Raw genomic sequence first — 20,939 nt, forward strand, 5'->3', positions numbered from 1 at the left:
GAGTTCAACTGTTATTCAAGCGTAATGCTCAACCCCAAGCCTCTCAGCTCGTGGAGCAACACATTCAGTGATTCCGGAATACCCGGAGTTGGCATCGGCTCGCCCTTGACAATCGCTTCGTATGCTTTCGAACGGCCTACCACATCGTCCGACTTGATAGTCAAAATTTCCTGTAGCACATGAGATGCACCGAACGCCTCGATGGCCCAGACTTCCATTTCTCCGAAACGCTGCCCACCGAACTGCGCCTTACCTCCGAGCGGCTGTTGGGTAATCAATGAATACGGACCGATGGAACGGGCGTGCATCTTGTCTTCTACCATATGACCTAACTTCAGCATATAAGCAATACCGACAGTGGCCAACTGGTCGAACTTCTCACCGGTCTCACCGTCATACAACTGCGTAGAGCAATAGCGCGGTAAACCGGCCTTATCGGTCCATTCACACAAGTCATCCAACGTAGCACCATCGAAAATCGGAGTGGCAAACTTCACTCCAAGTTCTTTTCCGGCAGCCCCTAAAACAGTCTCGAAAATCTGACCGATGTTCATACGAGAAGGCACACCCAACGGATTCAAAACGATATCGACCGGCGTTCCGTCAGCCAAGAACGGCATGTCTTCCTGACGTACGATTTTTGATACGATACCCTTGTTTCCGTGACGTCCGGCCATCTTGTCGCCGACACCGATCTTACGTTTCTTGGCGATATAAACCTTAGCCATCTGAATGATACCCGAAGGCAATTCATCACCAATCGTAATCGCAAACTTCTTACGTTTCAGTTCGGCATCAAGCAACTTGTATTTCTTCAGGAAGTTTATAATCAGTTGAGATATCAAACCGTTCAGATGCTCGTCGTCCGTCCAGCCACTTAACTGTATCGTCGTAAAATCGAGTCCTTCCAAAGCGGAAGCCGCAAACTTACGTCCCGAAGCAATCACGTCGCTACCCATATAATCTTTCACGCCTTGTGAAACCTTGTCTTTCGTCAGCTCCAACAATTTGTCTATCAAAATGGCCTTCAAATCTTCAACCTTGCTGTTGAATTCCTCGTCTATTTTCGGAAGAATCAGTTTGTCCGCAGCCTTGGCAGCACGTGTCTTGATGGCACGGGAGAACAACTTCTTATCTATCACCACACCATTCAATGACGGAGAAGCTTTCAAAGAAGCATCCTTCACATCACCGGCTTTATCACCGAAAATGGCACGCAGCAGCTTCTCTTCGGGCGAAGGATCGCTCTCACCCTTCGGAGTAATCTTACCGATCATAATATCACCCGGCTGAATGCGGGCACCGACGCGGACAATACCATTCTCATCCAAATCTTTAGTAGCTTCTTCGCTTACATTCGGAATATCAGCCGTCAACTCTTCCACTCCACGTTTCGTTTCACGAACTTCCAACGAGAATTCTTCCACATGGATTGAAGTCAAAATATCTTCGCGTACCACGCGCTCGTTCAGCACAATGGCATCCTCATAGTTATAGCCTTTCCATGGCATGTAAGCCACCAAAAGGTTCTTACCCAAAGCCAGTTCTCCTTGCTGGGTAGAATAACCTTCCGTCAAAATGTCCCCGGCTTTTACGCGTTGGCCTTTATCGCAGATAGGACGAAGGTCAATCGTCATATTCTGGTTTGTACGACGGAACTTCGGGATGCGGTATTCTTTCAACGCAGGCTCGAAACTTACGAACTCTTCTTCTTCCGTACGGTCGTACAAAATACGAATGGTCGTAGCGTCCACATATTCAATCACGCCATCACCCTCAGCCGTAATCATCGTACGGGAATCCTCACATACCTGTTTTTCTATACCGGTACCTACAATCGGAGATTCGCTACGCAACAAAGGCACGGCCTGGCGCATCATGTTTGAACCCATCAACGCACGGTGCGCGTCGTCATGCTCCAAGAACGGAATCAAAGATGCGGCAATAGAAGCAATCTGCTGCGGAGCCACGTCCATCAGATTCACATCAGAAGGGGGAACAACCGGATAATCGTCATCCTGACGACACTTTACTTTCTTACGGATAAACGTACCGTCATCATTCAACGGTGCATTACCCTGTCCGATAATCTTGCCTTCTTCCTCTTCTGCTGTCAAATATTCAATACCGGTTTCCAATGATAAATCAACCACTCCGTCTTGCACCTTACGGTAAGGGGTTTCAATGAAACCGAGGTCGTTAATCTTGGCATATACACACAAAGAAGAAATCAAACCGATGTTCGGTCCTTCAGGAGATTCGATAGGACACAAACGGCCATAGTGTGTATAGTGTACGTCACGCACTTCGAAACCGGCACGTTCACGAGACAAACCGCCAGGACCGAGGGCAGACAAACGACGTTTGTGCGTTACCTCTGCCAGAGGGTTGGTCTGGTCCATGAATTGCGAAAGGGCATTGGTTCCGAAGAAAGAATTAATCACGGAAGAAATGGTCTTCGCATTAATCAAGTCCGTCGGAGTAAAGACTTCGTTGTCACGTACATTCATACGTTCCCGAATCGTACGACTCATGCGAGCCAAACCAATAGCAAACTGATTGCTTAATTGTTCGCCTACAGTCCTTACACGACGGTTGCTCAAATGGTCGATGTCATCGACAAGTGCCTTTGAGTTTATCAACTCTATCAGATACTTGATAATCTCGATAATATCTTCTTTCGTCAATACGCGGACATCCATATCCGTAGAAAGATTCAGCTTTCTATTGATACGGTAGCGTCCCACTTCACCCAAATCATAACGTTTCTCTGAAAAGAACAAGTTATTGATGACCTCACGTGCACTGGCATCATCTGCGGGGTCGGCGTTACGCAACTGACGGTAAATGTATAATACAGCTTCCTTTTCAGAATTACTCGGGTCCTTCTGAAGTGTATTGAAGATGATAGAATAATCAGACGTATTTATCTCTTCCTTATGCAACAACACACTTTGAACACCGCTATCTAAAATGATACAAATATTGTCTTCGTCCAATATAGCTTCACGGTCTAAGATGACTTCATTACGCTCTATTGAAACCACCTCACCCGTGTCTTCATCCACGAAATCTTCAATCCAGCTCTTCAGCACACGTGCAGCTAACTTCTTACCAATGTATTTCTTTAAATTGGTTTTCGTCGCTTTGACTTCTTCCGCCAAATTGAAAATCTCCAGAATATCCTTGTCGTCCTCGAAACCTATGGCACGCAACAAAGTCGTAACAGGCAATTTCTTCTTACGGTCGATATACGCATACATGACATTATTGATGTCTGTAGCAAATTCAATCCATGAACCTTTAAATGGAATGATACGTGCCGAATATAGTTGCGTCCCATTCGCATGAATACTTGAACCGAAGAAAACACCCGGAGAACGATGTAATTGGGAAACTACAACTCGTTCAGCTCCGTTAATAATAAAAGTTCCATTATCGGTCATATAAGGAATAGGACCTAAGAACACATCCTGAATAACCGTATCAAAGTCTTCGTGATCCGGGTCGGTACAATACAACTTCAATTTGGCCTTGAGCGGCACACTATAGGTGAGCCCACGCTCTAAACACTCTTCAATTGTATAGCGGGGAGGATCAATATAATAATCAAGGAACTCCAAAACGAAGTTATTACGCGTATCGGCAATTGGGAAATTCTCTGAGAAGACTTTATATAAGCCGTCGTTTTTACGTTTCTCAGGAGGAGTATCCAACTGCAGGAAGTCCTTAAACGACTTCAATTGCACATCAAGAAAATCCGGATAAGGCATCGGACTCTTAACTGTTGCAAAGTTAACTCTCTGATTTACAAGATTAGAAGACATCTATATTATTATTAGTTGAACTTGTTGATAGTTTTAGACACAAAAAGGTAAAGAACCCTCTACCAGAGGATTCTTTACCGATAAACCTGCTAATACAGGCTTTTAATTACTTCAACTCGATTTCAGCACCAGCTTCTTCGAGAGTCTTCTTCAAAGCTTCAGCATCAGCTTTCGGCATTCCTTCCTTCAATACGCTGGGAGCACCGTCAACCATTTCTTTGGCTTCTTTCAAGCCAAGGCCGCAAGCTTCTTTCACAGCCTTAACTACCTGCAACTTAGCTGCACCTGCACTCTTCAATACTACATCGAAAGAATCTTTTGCAGCAGCAGCTTCAGCGCCACCAGCAGCAGGACCAGCAGCAACAGCAACAGCTGCAGCAGCAGGTTCAATTCCGTACTCATCCTTCAGGATAGTTGCCAATTCATTAACTTCCTTAACTGTCAAATTTACCAATTCTTCAGCAATAGCTTTCAAATCTGCCATTTTTATTCTATTTTTTATTTGTTTGATACTAATTTAATTTATTCGGGTCTTTCACCGAGAGTTTTGAGAACTCCATGAATAGTGTTTCCACCTGATTGAAGAGCAGAAAGTACGTTCTTCGCCGGTGACTGCAACAAAGCCACAATCTCAGCAATAACTTCATCCTTGCTCTTGATAGCCGTAAGAGCTTCGAGTTGGTCTGCACCTACATAGAAACCTTCTTCAGCATAAGCCGCCTTCAATGCGGGCATTCCATCCTTAGTAAAATCTTTCAACAACTTTGCAGGGGCATTTGCCGTGTTTGCAAACAACACAGCAGTCGTACCCTTTAAGCAATCGTACAAAGGAGTATAATCTGTCTCAGCTGCTTCCAAAGCTTTGTGAAGTAATGTGTTCTTCACAACTACCATTTTAATTTCAGACTGAAAACATTTTCTTCTCATCGCACTGGTTGTCGCAGCATTCAATCCCGTCACATCAACCAGATAGAAATGAGCATACTCATTCAAGACTTCGCCAAGCTGGGCTATAATATTACCTTTATCTTCCTTTCTCATGATTCAATTACTTTTTAAATTTCCTCAACAGCCTTCGGGTCAATCTTGATACCGCGGCTCATCGTACTTGAAAGATAAATACTCTTAATATAGGTACCCTTAGCGGCTGTAGGTTTCAACTTATTGATAGTTGAAATAAACTCTTTCGCATTCTGTGCAATTTGCTCAGCAGTAAAAGAAACCTTACCTATAGAAGTGTGTACAATACCTGATTTATCTACTTTAAAGTCAATCTTACCTTGTTTCACTTCTCTTACAGCCTTGGCCACATCCATAGTTACAGTACCACTCTTCGGGTTAGGCATCAATCCACGAGGACCGAGTACACGACCGAGGGCACCAATTTTTCCCATTATTGAAGGCATAGTGATAATGACATCCACGTCAGTCCAACCGCCTTTTATCTTCTCGATATATTCATCAAGACCTACATAGTCAGCGCCTGCTTCCTTAGCAGCAGCTTCAGCATCCGGAGTACACAAGCAAAGAACCCGCGTAACTTTACCCGTACCATTTGGCAGAGACACAACACCTCTCACCATCTGATTGGCTTTACGGGGATCCACACCTAAACGTACATCAATGTCTACGGAAGCATCAAACTTGGTTGTCGTAATATCCTTAACCAACTGAGAAGCTTCTTTCAAAGAGTATGCTTTCCCTGCTTCAATCTTGTCAGCGACCAACTTCTGATTTTTTGTCAGTTTACTCATTTTAATTGAAGATTTTAATTATTAACCCGGGAAGTCTCCTTTTACAGTGATACCCATACTTCTTGCTGTTCCTGCAACCAATTTCATCGCAGCTTCTATTGTAAAGCAATTCAAATCAGGCATTTTATCCTGAGCGATCGTACGCACTTGCTCCCAAGAGATTTCAGCAACCTTTTTACGATTCGGCTCTGCAGAACCACCTTTTAACTTCGCAATCTCCATCAACTGTACTGCTACGGGAGGAGTCTTTACGATAAAGTCGTATGACTTATCAGTATAATAGGTGATTACCACCGGGAGCACCTTGCCGGCTTTCTCCTGCGTTCTGGCGTTGAATGCTTTACAGAAATCCATGATATTGATACCCTTGGAACCCAAAGCAGGACCTACTGGGGGTGATGGATTTGCAGCGCCTCCTTTAATCTGTAATTTGATTAATCCAGCAACTTCTTTAGCCATTTTTTTGTTATTTATTGAATTTGATATTCAAGAACAATACGCGTAACAAAACGCATCATTCTTTCTCTACTTGCATAAAACCTAATTCCAACGGCGTTTTACGGCCGAAGATCTTGACCATTACTTTCAGCTTCTTCTTTTCGTTATTCACTTCCTCGATTACGGCAGAAAAACCACTAAAAGGTCCTTCTGTTACCTTAACCGTTTCCCCTTCAGTATAAGGTATCAACACTTCTTCTGGTACATCTTGCATTTCGTCAACAGCACCTAAAAGACGATTAACCTCAGACTGACGCAACGGAGTAGGGTTACTATTAGATTCACCCAAAAAGCCCAATACGTTTGGTGTATTACGCAACAATACAGGTATCTCACCCACTAAAGCTGCTTCTACCAACACATAGCCCGGTAAATGATTACGCTCCTTAACAATACGTTTACCATTACGAACCTGAACTACTTTTTCTGTCGGTATCAACACCTGAGAGACGAATTTTCCAAAGTCACCTTTTTTAATTTCGGCATCAATGTACTCCTTCACCTTGCTTTCCTTTCCACTCACGGCACGCATAACGTACCATTTCATTTCAGTATCAGCCATCTCTCTACTTAATTAGGATAAATAACTTCCATTGCGCTTTGGAACACGAAGTCCATAGCGAAAACAACCAGTGCAATGAGTAGGGAAGCAGATAATACTACGACTGCACTGTTAGTAAGTTCTGAACGAGTCGGCCAAGTTGTTTTATGGACAAGCTCATCATAAGATTCCTTACAATATTTAAAGATCTTCTTAAACATATTCTTTATTATTAGCACGGGAGGAGAGGCTCGAACTCCCGACACCCGGTTTTGGAGACCGGTGCTCTACCAACTGAGCTACTCCCGTAAGTGGCTCTCCCCTAAGAGAGAGAGCCTATGATGACCTTAAATTAGTCAAAAACTTCAGTAATCTGACCAGAACCTACTGTACGTCCACCTTCGCGGATAGCGAAACGCAAACCTACGTTCAAGGCTACCGGATAAATCAAGTGTACTGTAATTTCTACATTATCACCCGGCATTACCATTTCAGTTCCTTCCGGCAAGTGAATTTCACCTGTACAGTCCATAGTACGCAGATAGAACTGAGGACGATATTTGTTTCCGAACGGAGTGTGACGTCCACCTTCTTCTTTCTTCAAAACGTAGATAGAAGCCTTGAAACCAGAGTGAGGAGTAATAGAACCCGGATGAGTAATTACCATACCACGCTTGATTTCTGTTTTATCGATACCACGAAGCAACAAACCAACGTTATCACCAGCTTCACCTTCGTCCAACAACTTACGGAACATTTCTACACCGGTAATCACAGACTTCTTGTCTTCGCCCAAACCGAGGATCTGAACTTCATCACCTACTTTCACGACACCAGTCTCAATACGACCAGTTGCTACAGTACCACGACCAGTAATAGAGAATACGTCCTCAACCGGCATCAAGAAAGGCTTTTCAACGTCACGAACCGGCTCCTGAATCCAAGTATCACAAGCGTCCATAAGTTCCATTACCTTATCTTCCCATTCAGGAACACCATTCAAGGCACCCAAAGCAGAACCACGGATAATCGGAGTATCTTCTTCGAAGTCATAAGCTGCCAACAGCTCACGCATTTCCATCTCAACGAGCTCCAACATTTCTTCATCGTCAACCATATCGCACTTGTTCAAGAATACGACCAAACGCGGAACGTTTACCTGACGAGCCAACAAGATGTGCTCACGAGTTTGAGGCATCGGACCATCAGTTGCAGCAACTACAATGATAGCACCATCCATCTGCGCAGCACCAGTTACCATGTTCTTTACATAGTCGGCATGTCCCGGGCAGTCAACGTGTGCATAGTGACGGTTTGCAGTTTCATACTCAACGTGTGAAGTATTGATAGTAATACCACGCTCTTTTTCCTCGGGAGCGTTATCGATCTGATCGAACGATTTTACTTCTGACAAACCTTTCTTTGCCAATACTGTAGTAATAGCAGCAGTCAAAGTAGTCTTTCCGTGGTCTACGTGACCGATAGTACCAATGTTTACATGAGGTTTGGTACGCTCAAACTTCTCTTTAGCCATAGCTTTTTCCTTTTTATTTAATTAATGAATAATCTAATGCTCATCCGAGCTGTTACCGAGACTTGAACTCGGGACCTCTTCCTTACCAAGGAAGTGCTCTACCGCTGAGCTATAACAGCAAAAAATTAGAGCGGAAAACGGGACTCAAACCCGCGACCCCCAGCTTGGAAGGCTAGTGCTCTATCGACTGAGCTATTTCCGCAGTTTCATTATTTAGCCTTTTCAAGACTTTCAATGAGCGTGGGCAAAGATGGATTCGAACCACCGAAGGCGTAAGCCAGCAGATTTACAGTCTGCCCCATTTGGCCACTCTGGTATTTGCCCTTTTTTCGCATTAGCTTTGTTTGAGCCTCTTGTCGGATTCGAACCAACGACCCCGAGATTACAAATCACGTGCTCTGGCCAACTGAGCTAAAGAGGCGTTTGCAGCCTACACATCTAACGACATGCCTTAAACGGCTGCAAAGTTAAGTCTATTTTTTGAAATCACAAATAAAAATCTCTTTTTTTTTAATGATCTCTTTGTTTTTCCTTATATTTGGACAATTGGCGTACCAACGCATCCAAACAAACATCTACTGCTTCTTCAAATGTGTCGCAAACTTTCTCCGCGAAAAACTCTCCTGTCGAGGCCAAAACCTTGATGGATGCCTCTTTATTCATGGAGGTTTCGGGCTTTACGACCTTTAATGACACCTCTACCTTTCTTATTTCTTCGCTAAATTTTCCGAACTTTGCTACTTTCTTCTCGATAAACTCTTGGAGTTTCTCTGTGGCATCAAAATGAATTGCCTGAATTTTTACTTCCATAGTCTTGTCTTTTTAAGCTCTTGGATGAGCCTGGTTATACATTTCTTTTAATTCCTCAAAAGTTGTGTGCGTGTAGATCTCCGTAGTAGAAATACTCTCATGCCCCAACAACTCTTTTAAAGATTCTAAATCTGCATGATGGTTCAGCATCGAGGTTGCAAAAGTATGCCGTAATACGTGCGGACTCCTTTTCTTCTGTGTAGTCACCATTCCTAAATAATGCCGTACAAGATTCCGCACCTTTACATTCGTAAGCCGCTCTCCCTTTTCGTCCACGAACATCGCACCCCCATCTTCCATACCTAAAGATGATTTCTCATCCAGATATGTCCTGAGCAATGCTTCCAGTTCTCTACCGAAAGGAACAATCCTTTGCTTATTCCGTTTCCCTGTCACTTTTATCACGCCTCCCCACAAATCCACATCCTGATTATTCAGGCCTGTCAACTCAGAAAGGCGGACTCCTGTCACATAAAACGTATTCACTATCAGCTTATCTCTTTTGCCTAAGAAATCACTGCCGAAGAATTCACCGTCTAACAGGCGATCCATTTCACTTTCTTTTAGAAACACCGGCAATGGTTTCTTCTTCTTGGGGCCTTGTATATTTCTCACAGGATCTACTTTTATCCAATCCCGTTTCAATAAATACCGATAAAACGTACGCAAGGCACTTAATCTACGGTTAACCGTAGTAGCCGTACGACCTGCCTCCATCATCGAGACCATCCAATCTCTCACGACATCTCCGTCTATCGTTTCCCAAGACAATGTGGAATCCACCTTCTTATAATACGATTCAAACGCATTCAAATCGTCGCGGTATTCTTCGACCGTCCTCAACGAATAATTCCGTTCAAGCGTCAAATATTCCAAAAAAGCTTCTGTCCACATACCTCGTTGCTTTTACGACAACGAATATAGGAAATAAAAATGAAAGTTCAAAGAAAAACAGCTAAATTATTCTTCTACACGTTGCATTTTCTGAACGTAAATCGCACGTTCTTTAGCGAGTCTGTTGACCACTGAAGGTTTGTCAAACTGTTGTCTGCGTCTCAATTCCTTTACGACACCAGTCTTTTCAAATTTTCTTTTGAATTTCTTCAGCGCTCTCTCGATGTTCTCGCCTTCTTTTACAGGTACTACAATCATGTTTTTTTGTTTTTAATAATAATGTATGAATACTATTTTTGCAAAATGCGGTGCAAAATTAAACAATGTTTTTTGAATCGACAAAGAAAACACGTTTTTTCTATGACACAAACCTTAAAAAAGGTGCATATCCCGTCGAGATATGCACCTTCTAAACCTTATTGGCATCAACCGATTACAGATTCGGATTGATTTTGCTCCATTCTGAAATAGCAGGAACAATATTCAATGTCACGAGTTCGTCGCGCATCTTGCAAAGGTGTGCGTAGCTGGCATCCAATTTGGCAATTTCTTCGGCCGTTCCTTCGGGCATCGTATAATGACAGCCGTTTGCGTCCAAGGTCGTATTCATAGCCATCATGATATGATCGTACTTGTCTGTCTTTACGTATGTACCGGCCGGCCAACGGAACTTCTCACCACCCATAGCCGCACGAATCATTTCTACTGAAAGATAAGAAGGGCTCTGGAAAGAAGAACGTCCGCGGAGTTCGATTATCTTAGCGCCTCCCTTGGTCACGTCCACTTTCATGGTTTCCCATTCTTCTGCCGTAAACGCATCTGTTCCGATCAAGTCGTTCAAAGGCTTGCCGTCAACCTTCACGGCCGAACCGAACACAGCCATCTGCTCGCCATGACCGCCGTATGTAGCACAACCTGTCACCTTGCTTTGCAACACGCCGAACTTCTTGGCCAACGCGCTCTGCAAACGAGTAGAATCCAAACCGGCCAAAGTCGTCACCTGAGAAGGCTTCAAACCGGAATAAAGCAAGGTCACCAAACCGGTCAAGTCTGCCGGGTTGAAGATGATGACCACATGCTTCACATCGGGGCAATAGGCTTTGATATCCTTACCGAGCTGTTCTGCGATTTCGCAGTTGCCCTTGAGCAAATCTTCACGGGTCATACCCTGCTTACGAGGAGCACCACCTGAAGAAATGATATACTTGGCATCTTTGAAAGCCTCAGCCACATTGGTCGTAGCCGTGATGTTCACATTGTCGAAACCGCTCTGGCGCATTTCTTCTGCCACGCCTTCAGGAGAGAACACGTCATACAAGCACAAGTTTGAAGTCAAACCCATCATCAGGGCAGTCTGTGCCATGTTCGAACCGATCATACCGGCTGCACCGACAATCACCAATTTGTCATTCGTCAAAAATTCCATACTCTGTTTTTTATATATGATACAATTAGAAGTTCTTTATTACGCACACAAAATTAAAGAAAAAGGTTCAGACTTACTAATTAAAAAGCGGAATATTTTTTTTCTTAAACAAGAATAATATATTTTTGTAATGCACAAATGGCAAAACAGTATCATGAATAAAAACATCAATAAAAGAGTAGCCGAATTAAGGCTCCATTTACGGAAAAACGGATTGGCCGCCTATATTTTCCCCAGCACAGACCCGCACCATAGCGAATACCCTCCCGAGTATTGGAAAACACGGGAATGGATTTCCGGCTTCAACGGTTCTGCCGGAACGGCTGTCGTCACATCGGACGATGCCGCACTGTGGACCGACTCCCGCTACTTTATCGCAGCGGAAGAACAACTGAAGGACACTCCGTTCCGCTTGATGAAAGAACGTTTGGAGGGCACGCCGTCCGTCACGCAATGGCTGGCGGAGGTTCTTCCGCCGGGAAGCACCGTGGGCATGGACGCATGGACCAACTCCGCAGACGAAATCCGCATCATCAGGGAAGAGCTCACCCATTGCGGACTGCACCTTGAAATAGCAGACCAACCGGCTGACACGCTGTGGAAGAACCGTCCGGCTCTACCCGATTCACCGGTCAGAATACAACCGCCCGCCTTCGCAGGCCGTAGCATAACCGAAAAACTCGCACTCATCCGCGAGGCCATGGCCGGGCGGCAAGCCGACGGGCTGATTCTGTCCACCCTCGACGAAATAGCCTGGACGTTGAACCTGCGCGGCACGGACGTACATTGTACGCCCGTATTCGTAGCTTACACATGGATTACCCCCTCCCGCTGTACCTTATATATAAATAAGGTGAAACTCACGGAAGAGGTTTCTGCCCATCTGAAGGAATACGGTGTGGAAACACAGAACTATACCGACATCCTGCCCGACTTGTCACGTTTTGACGGCAAGCGGATATGGACAGACTGCCAAACCACAAACTACGCCCTCTGCCGGAGCCTGCCCGAAACATGCTCCGTAGTAGACGCGGCATCCCCCGTGGGCTTGCTCAAAGCCGTAAAACATCCGGCAGAGGTGGAAGGCTACCGCCGCGCCATGCTGCGCGACGGTGTGGCCATGGTGAAATTCCTGAAATGGCTCATACCGGCGGTACAGGCCGGAGGACAGACAGAGCTTAGCATCAGCCGTAAACTGGAGGAACTGCGCAGTGAACAGGATTTGTTCTGCGGTAACAGTTTCGACACCATTGCCGGATATGCCCACCACGGTGCCGTAGTCCATTACGAACCTACTCCGGAAACCGATTTGGAACTCCTACCGAAGGGACTGTTGCTGCTCGACTCGGGCGCGCAATACGAAGACGGCACGACGGATATCACCCGCACCATCGCCCTCGGCCCGGTGAACGAGGAGGAACGCCACGACTATACCTTAGTATTGAAAGGACACATCCGACTGGCCCGTGCCAAGTTCCCGCAAGGTTGCAGCGGCACGCAACTCGACGCTTGCGCCCGCTATGCCATGTGGCAGGAAGGCATCAATTATCTTCACGGCACAGGACATGGTGTGGGTTCCTGCCTGTGCGTGCACGAAGGTCCTCATCAAATCCGCATGAACTATATGCCGTCCCCGCTCCTCCCCTACATGACCGTGACCAACGAACCGGGCATCTACAAAGAAGGGCGGCATGGCATACGCATCGAAAACACGCAGATCATCTTGCCCTATCGGGAAACCGAGTTCGGCACATTCCTCCAGTTCGACCCACTCACCCTCTGTCCCATCGACATGAAACCGATAGACTGGTCCTTGCTCGACACGGAGGAAATCGAATGGCTCAACCGTTACCACAGCCGGGTGTACGACCAATTGGCTCCGTTGCTCGACCACGAACACCGCACATGGCTCCGCGAAGCGACCCGGCCATACGAATACACAAAACCATCTCAAAAATCATAAAATATGGCATTGATTAAGAAACTCAACAACTTGACTCCCAAGTTCGGCAAGCACTGCTACTTCTCCGAAGGGGCAGCCATCATAGGCGACGTCACCATGGGCGACGACTGTACCGTATGGTTTAACGCCGTCCTGCGCGGCGACGTACATTTCATCAAAATCGGCAACCGCGTGAACATCCAAGACGGCTCTTGCCTGCATACGCTTTACGGCAAAGCCCCCATCGTCATCGGCGACGACGTGACCGTGGGGCATAATGTCACGCTGCACGGTTGCGAAGTGAAAAGCGGTGCCCTCATCGGTATGGGGTCCACCATTCTGGACCACGCTGTCGTCGGTCATGGCGCCATCGTAGCCGCCGGCGCCTTGGTCCTGAAGAATACGGTCATCGGTGACGGCGAGCTGTGGGGAGGCGTACCGGCCAGATTCATCAAGAAGGTAGACCCCGAACAAGCCAAGGAACTCAATGTAGGCTATGCCCAACACTACGTCATGTATTCCGACTGGTACCGCCGTTCGGATGCCCATCCCGAACACACACATTACTGCACCACATCGGAAGAGTATGACGAAGCTACCCAACGGTAATACGTCAACATGTGAAATCATGAGAAAATTCAAATCCTCTTATTCTATCGGACTGCTATGCACCACATGGTTCATGTCTTTCATCTTGCTGACAGCCGCCGCTACGGCCATCTGCCGGCTGATGAAAGGACAAACCGGCATAGGACTTGCAGTGGCTCTGTACGCCTGTATCTGTCTTGTCATCGTAGCATTCATATATTCCTATTTTAACCAAATCAAACAGGTAGAAGTGACAGCAGACAAGGTTGTCATCAGAAAAGTATACGGTGCCATAACCATCCCCCGAAAAGAAATCCTATATGCCCGCCACAGAAAAACGCTCACCCGTGCCATCAAAAGTTGGGGTGTTTATGGGCTTTTCGGACTCACCGGAGAGTTTTGGGAAGATAAGACAGGACAGTTCACCGTAGCAGTCAAAGACACCCAATCACTGATTGAAATTAAAACATCAAACCAATGTTACGTCGTCAGTTGCGACCGCTATGAAGAGGTGTTGAAGCTGCTGGAACAAACCGAATACCCACTTTAGACTGAAACATAAGGTTATATCCCAACACGGAACTGTACCCCAAAAGTTTTTGTCTAACTTTTGGGGTGCAGTTCCGTATTTGTGCCCACTTTTTTACCCTTAGCTCTACGTCCCTTACATCCTATTTTTGCATTTTCGTCACTCCCCAAGCACATTTTCCCCGGTTTTCATTTGAAAATGAAACCATTGTTACATTCCGTGCAACCAAAAGCACATTCAATATCCGGCAAACAGAATAATTTTACCACCGGTTAATCACACATCATAACCTTATATATAAACAAAAAAATTTAGACATGAAAAAAACAAGTTTTTTTGCGATGTTTCTCATGGCGGCATGCTGCGCAAAAGCAAGTCCGAGAAACGTCGCTGCAAGCTTTCCTGTTTCTCCAAACGACAACGGGGAATTTTCCGAAGAGATAATTTTAGAAAACAAGTTCGACAACGGCAACACCGAGGGTTGGAACATTGAAGGAAAGTGTAAAACATCCAACGGAGTAGTGGAATTCTATGAAAACGCGTTCAATTTCCACCAAACTCGGACAGGGCTATCGAACGGATGGTATCAAATCACAGTCAATGCTTTCGGGCGAGACAGAAATTCGGATGGCGGAACGGCCCACCGAGACCGGAACGAAAGCCTGTTATGGGAAATCTATGGAAACGATTACGCACTTCCGGTCAAAAGCCTATATGAAGAAACAGGAAGCACCGGAAGCGACAACGGGCAATATCCGTTCACCACAGCGGAAGCCAACCAAAACTTCGAGAATGGCCGATATGGCAACACGGTCAACGTATTGGTGACTGACGGAACGTTGGATTTCGGAATAAGAGGGAGAGAAGGCGGCCAAGGCAGATGGTGCTGTTTCGACAATTTCAAACTGATATATATAGGTAATGACTTGTCAAGCCTCTATCAGGCCATGGCCGAAGAAGCTTTAAAAAATGCCGGAAAAATAAGCCAACCCTACAAAAGCAAAATAGAAAAAACAGTAGACGAAACGAAACCTTCCGGTGAAACAGAAGAACTCCTGACGGCCATAAGCACGCTCAACCAAACCATGCTTGAATACATCGACATGCACAACGCATTGGCCGAAGCCCGTTCCAAAGAGACCTTCGAAAAGGGGCAACTGCTTTTGTCCACTTCCAAATCTACCGGTGAAGCCCGTACAAACCTGGAATCATCCCTGTCCGCCAGCAGGGAAAGCCTTGAACAGGCGACTAGCCCTGAAGAGGTACGCATGGCACAGCAGCAAATGGAAGAGAGCTTACAAAGATTCCTTCACACTTCGCTCCCACGGAATGTGAAAACAGACGTGACAACCATACTGAAAGACGCCGAATGCCAAGACAACACTGACCGATATTGGAACCGGAGCGGAAAGGCTGGCGGATACGTGGAAGACATCCCAGCCTTCAAAAGTGACCTTTACAACGGGAAAGGTATCTCATATTGGAACTCCGAACCCGAGAACAACCGTATGCTCGTCTGGCAAGAAACGCAACCCATCCGCCCGGGAAAATACCGTTTCACGGCTTATGCAGCCGGAGGCACATGGAGCAACGGGAACGTCAATTCGGGCAACAACGGGGGATTATACCTCTTCATCAACGAACAAAGCGTGGAAATTACCACGGAGACCTTCGGAGTTTACTCCGTGGAAGCAGAAATTCCATCGAATGAAACGAATATAACAGTCGGGCTCAAGGCAGGCGACAACAACACCGTGACATGGGCTATCTTGGCCCAAACCCATTTGGAGTATTTAGGGACATCGGACATCACGTCTACTTTCCTGAAAGACGCAGCCTGCCAAGACGGTACGAACCGATATTGGGAACGCAGCGGCAGTGCTTCCGGATACATCGAAAATATCCCTGCCTTCCACAGCGAAGCATACAACGGAGCCGGTGTCTCCTACTGGACTGGGATCCCGGAAACCGGTAAAAACTTGATTTGGCAGAAAACACAAGCCGTCCTTCCCGGAAAATACAGGTTCTCTGCCTACACCGCCGGATGTGTCTGGGGAAGTGGAAACCGGAACTTAGGATACGATGGCGACCTGTATCTCTTTATCAACGACCAAGAAGTACCTCTCACATCCGGAACCTTCGAGCGTTATGCCGTGGAAATCGAAATCCTCACAGAGGAGACAGAATTGACCGTAGGCCTCAAAGCCGGAGAGAAGAACACCGCCACTTGGGCAATTCTTGCCCAGACCCGACTGGAATACTTAGGCAATGAAGCCATCCTGAAAGAGACCGACACGCAATACGGCATAGCAAAAGACACTTATGCCAACGTCGTGTTAGAACGTTCCTTCGTTCCCGGAAAATGGAACACGTTCTGCATACCTTTCGACATGACAGCCGGGCAAGTCGCTAAAAACGGACTGGGCGAATTGAGACGACTGGTTGAAACCACACAACAAGACGGCAACGTCGTGCTCCGGTTTGACAAGGCAGAAACGGTAGAGGCAGGCCAACCTTACCTCGTACGCCCCACCGGAAACGTGACCGAAATCAAAGCCGACGAAGTGTACCTCCACGCCGGACAACCGAACAGCTCTACAGCGGACGGCGTCTCGATGACCGGAAACTATGCAGCCACCACGGTTCCACAAGGGGCTTACTTCATCAACGACGACAAGTTCTATCTGGCCGACACGGATAAGGTGAAGCTGAAAGGCTTCCGCGCATATATCAATGCAGACCAGACTGCGGCCATGGCAGGTGTCAACCGCCTGCTCATCGACATCGACGGCAAGGTGACCGGCATAGAAGAAATAATATCCGACGGGACAAAAGACAGTAAAGAACTTGTAGACGTGTATACCATAAACGGCATAAAAATAAAAAACGACGTGAAAAGAGCCGATGCCCTCGAAGGGTTGGAACACGGTATCTACATCATAGACGGAGAAAAAATAATCAAATAAAAAAACGTATAATAAACAAACAAAACAATGGAAAAGAAAATATATGAAATGCCCCACGTGAAAGTTGTGAAAATGGAATCAAACGGTATGATGGCTTGTAGCGGAATAAATGGTACCGGTGACGGTTTAGACCTCGATTTCGGAGGCAATGCGTCCGATAGCGGTATCAGCGATGCTTATTCCAACCGAAACAACGGTTGGGAACTCTGGTAATCTGTTTCTTTAAACACAATCACTCTAAAAGGCTGTCCTACGCACTCATGTAGCGGCGGCCTTCTCTTTCTCTCATATTTTTACAGTACAACCTTTAAAACGGCTCCAGAATCGAATATTTTCCCCCTTCGGGAAAGCCAAAGGAAAATACACCAGCCACGCACGGTTGCCCCTCGTACAAAAAGAAAGCCTGCACCGTCTTCCGGTGACATCCGTACCCGTAGGCTCCGCAGAACCGGGCGACAGCACTTTCGCCGTGACACAAGAAACAAGGAAAGGAGGAGCATCATGCTCTTATATTTTGAGCCGTGAAGTTCATGCAAATAGCGAAAAAAAGAGGTAAAAATCCGATTGCAAGCCCCTAAAAATGCCGTTTGGAACACTTTGATTTTTCAATCTCATGAGAATGATTTTTCGTTTGGAGCAGAACGATTTTCCAATTTGCTTCAAACGAAAGACAACAAACCTCGAAAAAGAGGGGAAAACTCCCTCAAAACGCCCCCAAAATACCGCATTTTACTCTCTTTTTCCCGGAATCGGACATACAGACGGGAGCTGTTTTTGCCGATTTTCAGCCTATCAAAACACAAAAAAAGCGGACAAACGCCCGCTTTTTCCAACTTGTATCCTATCTGATTCATCCTTCAGAATTTCACACTATCGAAAATCAAATCCGACGCTCCGGCGTTCCGCTCGATATACTGTCCGGCAATCCGTCCCCGCTCCGCCAAGAACTTCCCGTCGGAAAGCAGACGGTCCATCGTCCGACCGAAGGTGTCTGCATCCGTCACTTCCATACAACCGCCCTCGCGCAACAAATCCTGCGCCTCACGGAACTTACGGTTGTTCGGACCTATAAGCACGGGTACACCATATACCGCCGCCTCGGGCACGTTATGGATGCCTACGCCGAAACCACCGCCCACGTAGGCCATCTCGCCGTAACGATAGATGGACGAAAGCAAACCGTACCCGTCGATAATCAAGCAATCGGCACGGGCGGCACTTTCTTCCGTGACACGGGAATAACGCACAAACGGACGGCGCAACTTTCCCTCTATCTCCTTCAAATGGTCTTCACTGACCACATGGGGCGCCAACACCAGCTTCATTTCCGGATGAGCGTTGAAGTAAGGAATAATCAAATCCTCATCCGGTGCCCATGAGCTTCCGGCCACCAACACCTTGGCATCTTGCTTGAAAGCTTTCACCAACGGCAAATCCTTGGCCTGCCGGCAAATGTCCAGCACACGGTCGAAACGCGTGTCTCCGGCCACGGTGACGTTCGTGATGCCCTTGCGTGCCAACAATTCGCACGAAGTTTCGTTTTGCACGAAGAAATGGGTCACACAACGCAGCACATCGCTGTAACTGCGCCCATACCAACGGAAAAACACTTGGTTCTCACGGAAAATACTGCTCACGCTGTACACCGGAATATGACGACGGCGGCAAGCATGCAGGTAATTGTTCCAAAACTCATATTTGATGAAGAACGCCATGCGCGGACGAGCCAACCGCAAAAAGCTGCGCACATTGCCCGGTGTGTCGAACGGGAGATAGCACACCACGTCCGCCCCCTCGTAGTCCTTGCGCACTTCATAACCCGAAGGAGAGAAAAAGGTCAGCAATATCTTGTACTCCGGATGCTCCCGCCGCAACCGCTCCATCAGCGGACGCCCCTGTTCGAACTCGCCCAAGGAAGCGGCATGAAACCAAACATACATTTCCTCCCGGCGGATGTTTTTCCGCAAGATACGGAAAGTATTCCATTGCCCTTTCACCATCAGCCACGCTTTCTTGCGGAAAGGCGAAACCAACACGACTGCCAGGGCATACAGATAAAGCGCGATCGAATATATCATTTCAGAATCTCTACGGCTTTACGCATTCTACGTAATGTTTCCTCCTTCCCAAGGAAAGCTGAAAGCTCATACATGTCGGGGCCCTTTCCTGTGCCCACCAAAGCCACACGCCAAGGATTCCAAGGTTTCTTGCCTGTCTCTTCCGCCCAACGGTCTACGGCCGCTTTCTGTCCCTCTACCGAGAAATCATCCAGGCCTTCCAGCAATGCGGCCAGTTCGGCCATGTCGGCCGCCGCCGTTTCCGTCCAGTTCTTCCGCACGAACTTGTCCTCGCGGTCGTACGCTTCCGGGGCAATGAAGAAGAAGTCGCAAAGGGGCCACAGTTCTTTGATGAAATTGATTTTCTTCATCTTCATCATGCCCACCACGGCTTCTACGCGTTCCATCGGTACTTCTATCCCATTCTCGCGCAGTATCTTGTCGAAAGCGGGAGCCAATTCCTTGTTGTCCTTCATCAGGATATATTCACGGTTGAACCACAGGCCCTTCACATAATCGAACTTGGCACCGGCCTTGCTGCATTTGGTGATGTCGAAAAGCTCCACCAGTTCGTCCAACGACATGATCTCTTGGTCTGTTCCCGGATTCCAACCCAACAAGGCCAGGAAATTGATGACAGCCTCCGGCAGATAGCCGCTCTCACGATAACCGGAGGACACTTCGCCCGTCTTGGGGTCGTGCCATTCGAGAGGGAAAACCGGAAAGCCGAGACGGTCGCCGTCGCGTTTGCTCAATTTTCCCTTCCCATCGGGCTTGAGCAACAAAGGCAAATGGGCGAACTTCGGCATCGTGTCAGCCCATCCGAACGCACGGTAAAGCAGGACATGCAACGGAGCCGAAGGCAACCATTCTTCACCGCGAATCACGTGGGTCACCTCCATCAGATGGTCGTCTACGATGTTGGCCAGATGGTAGGTCGGCAATTCGTCGGCACTCTTGTAAAGCACCTTATCGTCGAGAATGGAAGAGTTGATGACCACATCGCCGCGAATCATGTCGTCCACATGTACGTCCTCGCCCGGCTCTATCTTGAACCGGACAACGTACTGCCGGCCTTCGGCCAGCAGCCGCTTCACCTCGTCAGCCGACAACGACAGCGAATTGCGCATCATGCCGCGCGTAGAGGCATCGTACTGGAAATTCTGGATTTCCTGCCGCTTGGCCTCCAGTTCTTCCGGCGTGTCGAAGGCGATATAAGCCTTACCGGCATCCAGCAACTCCTGCACGTATTTCTTGTAAATGTCCCGGCGTTCCGACTGACGGTAAGGACCATGATCCCCACCGAAACTTACTCCTTCGTCGAAAGGAATGCCGAGCCAACGGAAAGATTCCAAAATGTATTCCTCCGCTCCCGGGACAAACCGGTTGGAGTCTGTATCCTCGATACGGAAAATGAACTCGCCGCCATGCTGGCGTGCAAAAAGATAATTGTATAAAGCCGTACGTACACCGCCTATATGCAAGGCTCCCGTGGGACTGGGAGCGAAACGAACCCTTACTTTTCTCTGTGTCATAACAACATTTGTGAATATTGTGCAAAAATACTACTTTT

Annotated in this window: 19 protein-coding genes and 5 tRNA genes; 5 read left to right on the top strand and 19 right to left on the bottom strand. The window is 47.1% G+C overall.

What is annotated here, in order from left to right; all coding sequences use genetic code 11:
* Positions 1 to 11: 11 nt before the first annotated feature.
* From rpoB to HMPREF9441_RS16795, 17 genes are all read right to left on the bottom strand, one after another.
* Positions 12 to 3,827, bottom strand: coding sequence for a DNA-directed RNA polymerase subunit beta (gene rpoB, locus HMPREF9441_RS16715; RefSeq protein ID WP_008623168.1), 3,816 nt, complete (start codon positions 3,825 to 3,827; stop codon positions 12 to 14).
* A 106-nt stretch (positions 3,828 to 3,933) separates the two neighbouring features.
* A complete protein-coding gene (gene rplL, locus HMPREF9441_RS16720) occupies positions 3,934 to 4,311 on the bottom strand; it encodes a 50S ribosomal protein L7/L12 (protein WP_008623169.1) in 378 nt (125 codons plus the stop codon).
* A 38-nt stretch (positions 4,312 to 4,349) separates the two neighbouring features.
* On the bottom strand, positions 4,350 to 4,868 hold the full coding sequence (rplJ, locus tag HMPREF9441_RS16725; protein WP_008623170.1) for a 50S ribosomal protein L10: 519 nt from the start codon (positions 4,866 to 4,868) through the stop codon (positions 4,350 to 4,352).
* A gap of 14 nt (positions 4,869 to 4,882) precedes the next feature.
* Complete coding sequence (gene rplA / locus HMPREF9441_RS16730; protein ID WP_008623171.1) at positions 4,883 to 5,581, bottom strand: 50S ribosomal protein L1; 699 nt, start codon at positions 5,579 to 5,581, stop codon at positions 4,883 to 4,885.
* 21 nt (positions 5,582 to 5,602) lie between these two features.
* A complete protein-coding gene (gene rplK, locus HMPREF9441_RS16735; RefSeq protein WP_008623172.1) occupies positions 5,603 to 6,040 on the bottom strand; it encodes a 50S ribosomal protein L11 in 438 nt (145 codons plus the stop codon).
* A 55-nt stretch (positions 6,041 to 6,095) separates the two neighbouring features.
* Complete coding sequence (gene nusG, locus HMPREF9441_RS16740; protein WP_008623174.1) at positions 6,096 to 6,641, bottom strand: transcription termination/antitermination protein NusG; 546 nt, start codon at positions 6,639 to 6,641, stop codon at positions 6,096 to 6,098.
* 8 nt (positions 6,642 to 6,649) lie between these two features.
* On the bottom strand, positions 6,650 to 6,841 hold the full coding sequence (secE, locus tag HMPREF9441_RS18145; protein ID WP_008623176.1) for a preprotein translocase subunit SecE: 192 nt from the start codon (positions 6,839 to 6,841) through the stop codon (positions 6,650 to 6,652).
* 15 nt (positions 6,842 to 6,856) lie between these two features.
* Positions 6,857 to 6,929 (bottom strand) — tRNA-Trp (locus HMPREF9441_RS16750).
* Between the two features lie 43 nt (positions 6,930 to 6,972).
* On the bottom strand, positions 6,973 to 8,154 hold the full coding sequence (gene tuf / locus HMPREF9441_RS16755) for an elongation factor Tu (protein ID WP_008623178.1): 1,182 nt from the start codon (positions 8,152 to 8,154) through the stop codon (positions 6,973 to 6,975).
* A 47-nt stretch (positions 8,155 to 8,201) separates the two neighbouring features.
* A tRNA-Thr gene (locus tag HMPREF9441_RS16760) sits at positions 8,202 to 8,273 on the bottom strand.
* A gap of 10 nt (positions 8,274 to 8,283) precedes the next feature.
* Positions 8,284 to 8,356 (bottom strand) — tRNA-Gly (locus HMPREF9441_RS16765).
* 39 nt (positions 8,357 to 8,395) lie between these two features.
* Positions 8,396 to 8,478, bottom strand: a tRNA-Tyr gene (locus HMPREF9441_RS16770).
* Positions 8,479 to 8,501: 23 nt separating this feature from the next.
* A tRNA-Thr gene (locus HMPREF9441_RS16775) sits at positions 8,502 to 8,575 on the bottom strand.
* 89 nt (positions 8,576 to 8,664) lie between these two features.
* Complete coding sequence (gene hpf, locus HMPREF9441_RS16780; protein ID WP_008623179.1) at positions 8,665 to 8,964, bottom strand: ribosome hibernation-promoting factor, HPF/YfiA family; 300 nt, start codon at positions 8,962 to 8,964, stop codon at positions 8,665 to 8,667.
* Positions 8,965 to 8,976: 12 nt separating this feature from the next.
* A complete protein-coding gene (locus HMPREF9441_RS16785) occupies positions 8,977 to 9,858 on the bottom strand; it encodes a tyrosine recombinase XerC (RefSeq protein ID WP_008623181.1) in 882 nt (293 codons plus the stop codon).
* 66 nt (positions 9,859 to 9,924) lie between these two features.
* On the bottom strand, positions 9,925 to 10,116 hold the full coding sequence (gene rpsU, locus HMPREF9441_RS16790; RefSeq protein ID WP_008623183.1) for a 30S ribosomal protein S21: 192 nt from the start codon (positions 10,114 to 10,116) through the stop codon (positions 9,925 to 9,927).
* 175 nt (positions 10,117 to 10,291) lie between these two features.
* Positions 10,292 to 11,284, bottom strand: a complete 993-nt coding sequence (locus tag HMPREF9441_RS16795; RefSeq protein WP_008623188.1) for a malate dehydrogenase — start codon at positions 11,282 to 11,284, stop codon at positions 10,292 to 10,294.
* A 130-nt stretch (positions 11,285 to 11,414) separates the two neighbouring features.
* On the opposite strand from HMPREF9441_RS16795, the gene HMPREF9441_RS16800 reads away from it, so the two are divergent.
* The 5 genes from HMPREF9441_RS16800 (at position 11,415) to HMPREF9441_RS16820 (ending at position 17,522) form a co-directional block, all read left to right on the top strand.
* Positions 11,415 to 13,247, top strand: a complete 1,833-nt coding sequence (locus HMPREF9441_RS16800) for an aminopeptidase P family protein (RefSeq protein WP_008623189.1) — start codon at positions 11,415 to 11,417, stop codon at positions 13,245 to 13,247.
* 3 nt (positions 13,248 to 13,250) lie between these two features.
* Entirely contained in the window at positions 13,251 to 13,835 is a 585-nt protein-coding gene (locus tag HMPREF9441_RS16805) for a gamma carbonic anhydrase family protein (protein ID WP_008623190.1), read from the top strand.
* A gap of 19 nt (positions 13,836 to 13,854) precedes the next feature.
* Complete coding sequence (locus tag HMPREF9441_RS16810) at positions 13,855 to 14,364, top strand: PH domain-containing protein (protein ID WP_008623191.1); 510 nt, start codon at positions 13,855 to 13,857, stop codon at positions 14,362 to 14,364.
* A 296-nt stretch (positions 14,365 to 14,660) separates the two neighbouring features.
* On the top strand, positions 14,661 to 17,309 hold the full coding sequence (locus HMPREF9441_RS16815) for a hypothetical protein (protein WP_008623193.1): 2,649 nt from the start codon (positions 14,661 to 14,663) through the stop codon (positions 17,307 to 17,309).
* A 27-nt stretch (positions 17,310 to 17,336) separates the two neighbouring features.
* A complete protein-coding gene (locus tag HMPREF9441_RS16820) occupies positions 17,337 to 17,522 on the top strand; it encodes a hypothetical protein (protein WP_008623194.1) in 186 nt (61 codons plus the stop codon).
* Positions 17,523 to 18,166: 644 nt separating this feature from the next.
* Here HMPREF9441_RS16820 and HMPREF9441_RS16830 read toward each other — a convergent pair.
* Positions 18,167 to 19,387 (bottom strand): 3-deoxy-D-manno-octulosonic acid transferase, encoded by a 1,221-nt coding sequence (locus tag HMPREF9441_RS16830; RefSeq protein ID WP_008623200.1) that lies wholly within the window; start codon positions 19,385 to 19,387, stop codon positions 18,167 to 18,169.
* A complete protein-coding gene (gene gltX / locus HMPREF9441_RS16835) occupies positions 19,384 to 20,901 on the bottom strand; it encodes a glutamate--tRNA ligase (RefSeq protein ID WP_008623202.1) in 1,518 nt (505 codons plus the stop codon). The genes HMPREF9441_RS16830 and gltX overlap by 4 nt, the downstream gene beginning before the upstream one ends.
* Positions 20,902 to 20,939 lie beyond the last annotated feature (38 nt).

Source organism: Paraprevotella clara YIT 11840 (genome assembly GCF_000233955.1).
In the GTDB taxonomy this organism is placed as follows: domain Bacteria; phylum Bacteroidota; class Bacteroidia; order Bacteroidales; family Bacteroidaceae; genus Paraprevotella; species Paraprevotella clara.

Bases quoted from the DNA above. Each gene is read 5' to 3' on its own strand.
- rpoB (WP_008623168.1), bottom strand. From the start codon at position 3,827: ATGTCTTCTAATCTTGTAAATCAGAGAGTTAACTTTGCAACAGTTAAG.
- rplL (WP_008623169.1), bottom strand. From the start codon at position 4,311: ATGGCAGATTTGAAAGCTATTGCTGAAGAATTGGTAAATTTGACAGTT.
- rplJ (WP_008623170.1), bottom strand. From the start codon at position 4,868: ATGAGAAAGGAAGATAAAGGTAATATTATAGCCCAGCTTGGCGAAGTC.
- rplA (WP_008623171.1), bottom strand. From the start codon at position 5,581: ATGAGTAAACTGACAAAAAATCAGAAGTTGGTCGCTGACAAGATTGAA.
- rplK (WP_008623172.1), bottom strand. From the start codon at position 6,040: ATGGCTAAAGAAGTTGCTGGATTAATCAAATTACAGATTAAAGGAGGC.
- nusG (WP_008623174.1), bottom strand. From the start codon at position 6,641: ATGGCTGATACTGAAATGAAATGGTACGTTATGCGTGCCGTGAGTGGA.
- secE (WP_008623176.1), bottom strand. From the start codon at position 6,841: ATGTTTAAGAAGATCTTTAAATATTGTAAGGAATCTTATGATGAGCTT.
- tuf (WP_008623178.1), bottom strand. From the start codon at position 8,154: ATGGCTAAAGAGAAGTTTGAGCGTACCAAACCTCATGTAAACATTGGT.
- hpf (WP_008623179.1), bottom strand. From the start codon at position 8,964: ATGGAAGTAAAAATTCAGGCAATTCATTTTGATGCCACAGAGAAACTC.
- HMPREF9441_RS16785 (WP_008623181.1), bottom strand. From the start codon at position 9,858: ATGTGGACAGAAGCTTTTTTGGAATATTTGACGCTTGAACGGAATTAT.
- rpsU (WP_008623183.1), bottom strand. From the start codon at position 10,116: ATGATTGTAGTACCTGTAAAAGAAGGCGAGAACATCGAGAGAGCGCTG.
- HMPREF9441_RS16795 (WP_008623188.1), bottom strand. From the start codon at position 11,284: ATGGAATTTTTGACGAATGACAAATTGGTGATTGTCGGTGCAGCCGGT.
- HMPREF9441_RS16800 (WP_008623189.1), top strand. From the start codon at position 11,415: ATGCACAAATGGCAAAACAGTATCATGAATAAAAACATCAATAAAAGA.
- HMPREF9441_RS16805 (WP_008623190.1), top strand. From the start codon at position 13,251: ATGGCATTGATTAAGAAACTCAACAACTTGACTCCCAAGTTCGGCAAG.
- HMPREF9441_RS16810 (WP_008623191.1), top strand. From the start codon at position 13,855: ATGAGAAAATTCAAATCCTCTTATTCTATCGGACTGCTATGCACCACA.
- HMPREF9441_RS16815 (WP_008623193.1), top strand. From the start codon at position 14,661: ATGAAAAAAACAAGTTTTTTTGCGATGTTTCTCATGGCGGCATGCTGC.
- HMPREF9441_RS16820 (WP_008623194.1), top strand. From the start codon at position 17,337: ATGGAAAAGAAAATATATGAAATGCCCCACGTGAAAGTTGTGAAAATG.
- HMPREF9441_RS16830 (WP_008623200.1), bottom strand. From the start codon at position 19,387: ATGATATATTCGATCGCGCTTTATCTGTATGCCCTGGCAGTCGTGTTG.
- gltX (WP_008623202.1), bottom strand. From the start codon at position 20,901: ATGACACAGAGAAAAGTAAGGGTTCGTTTCGCTCCCAGTCCCACGGGA.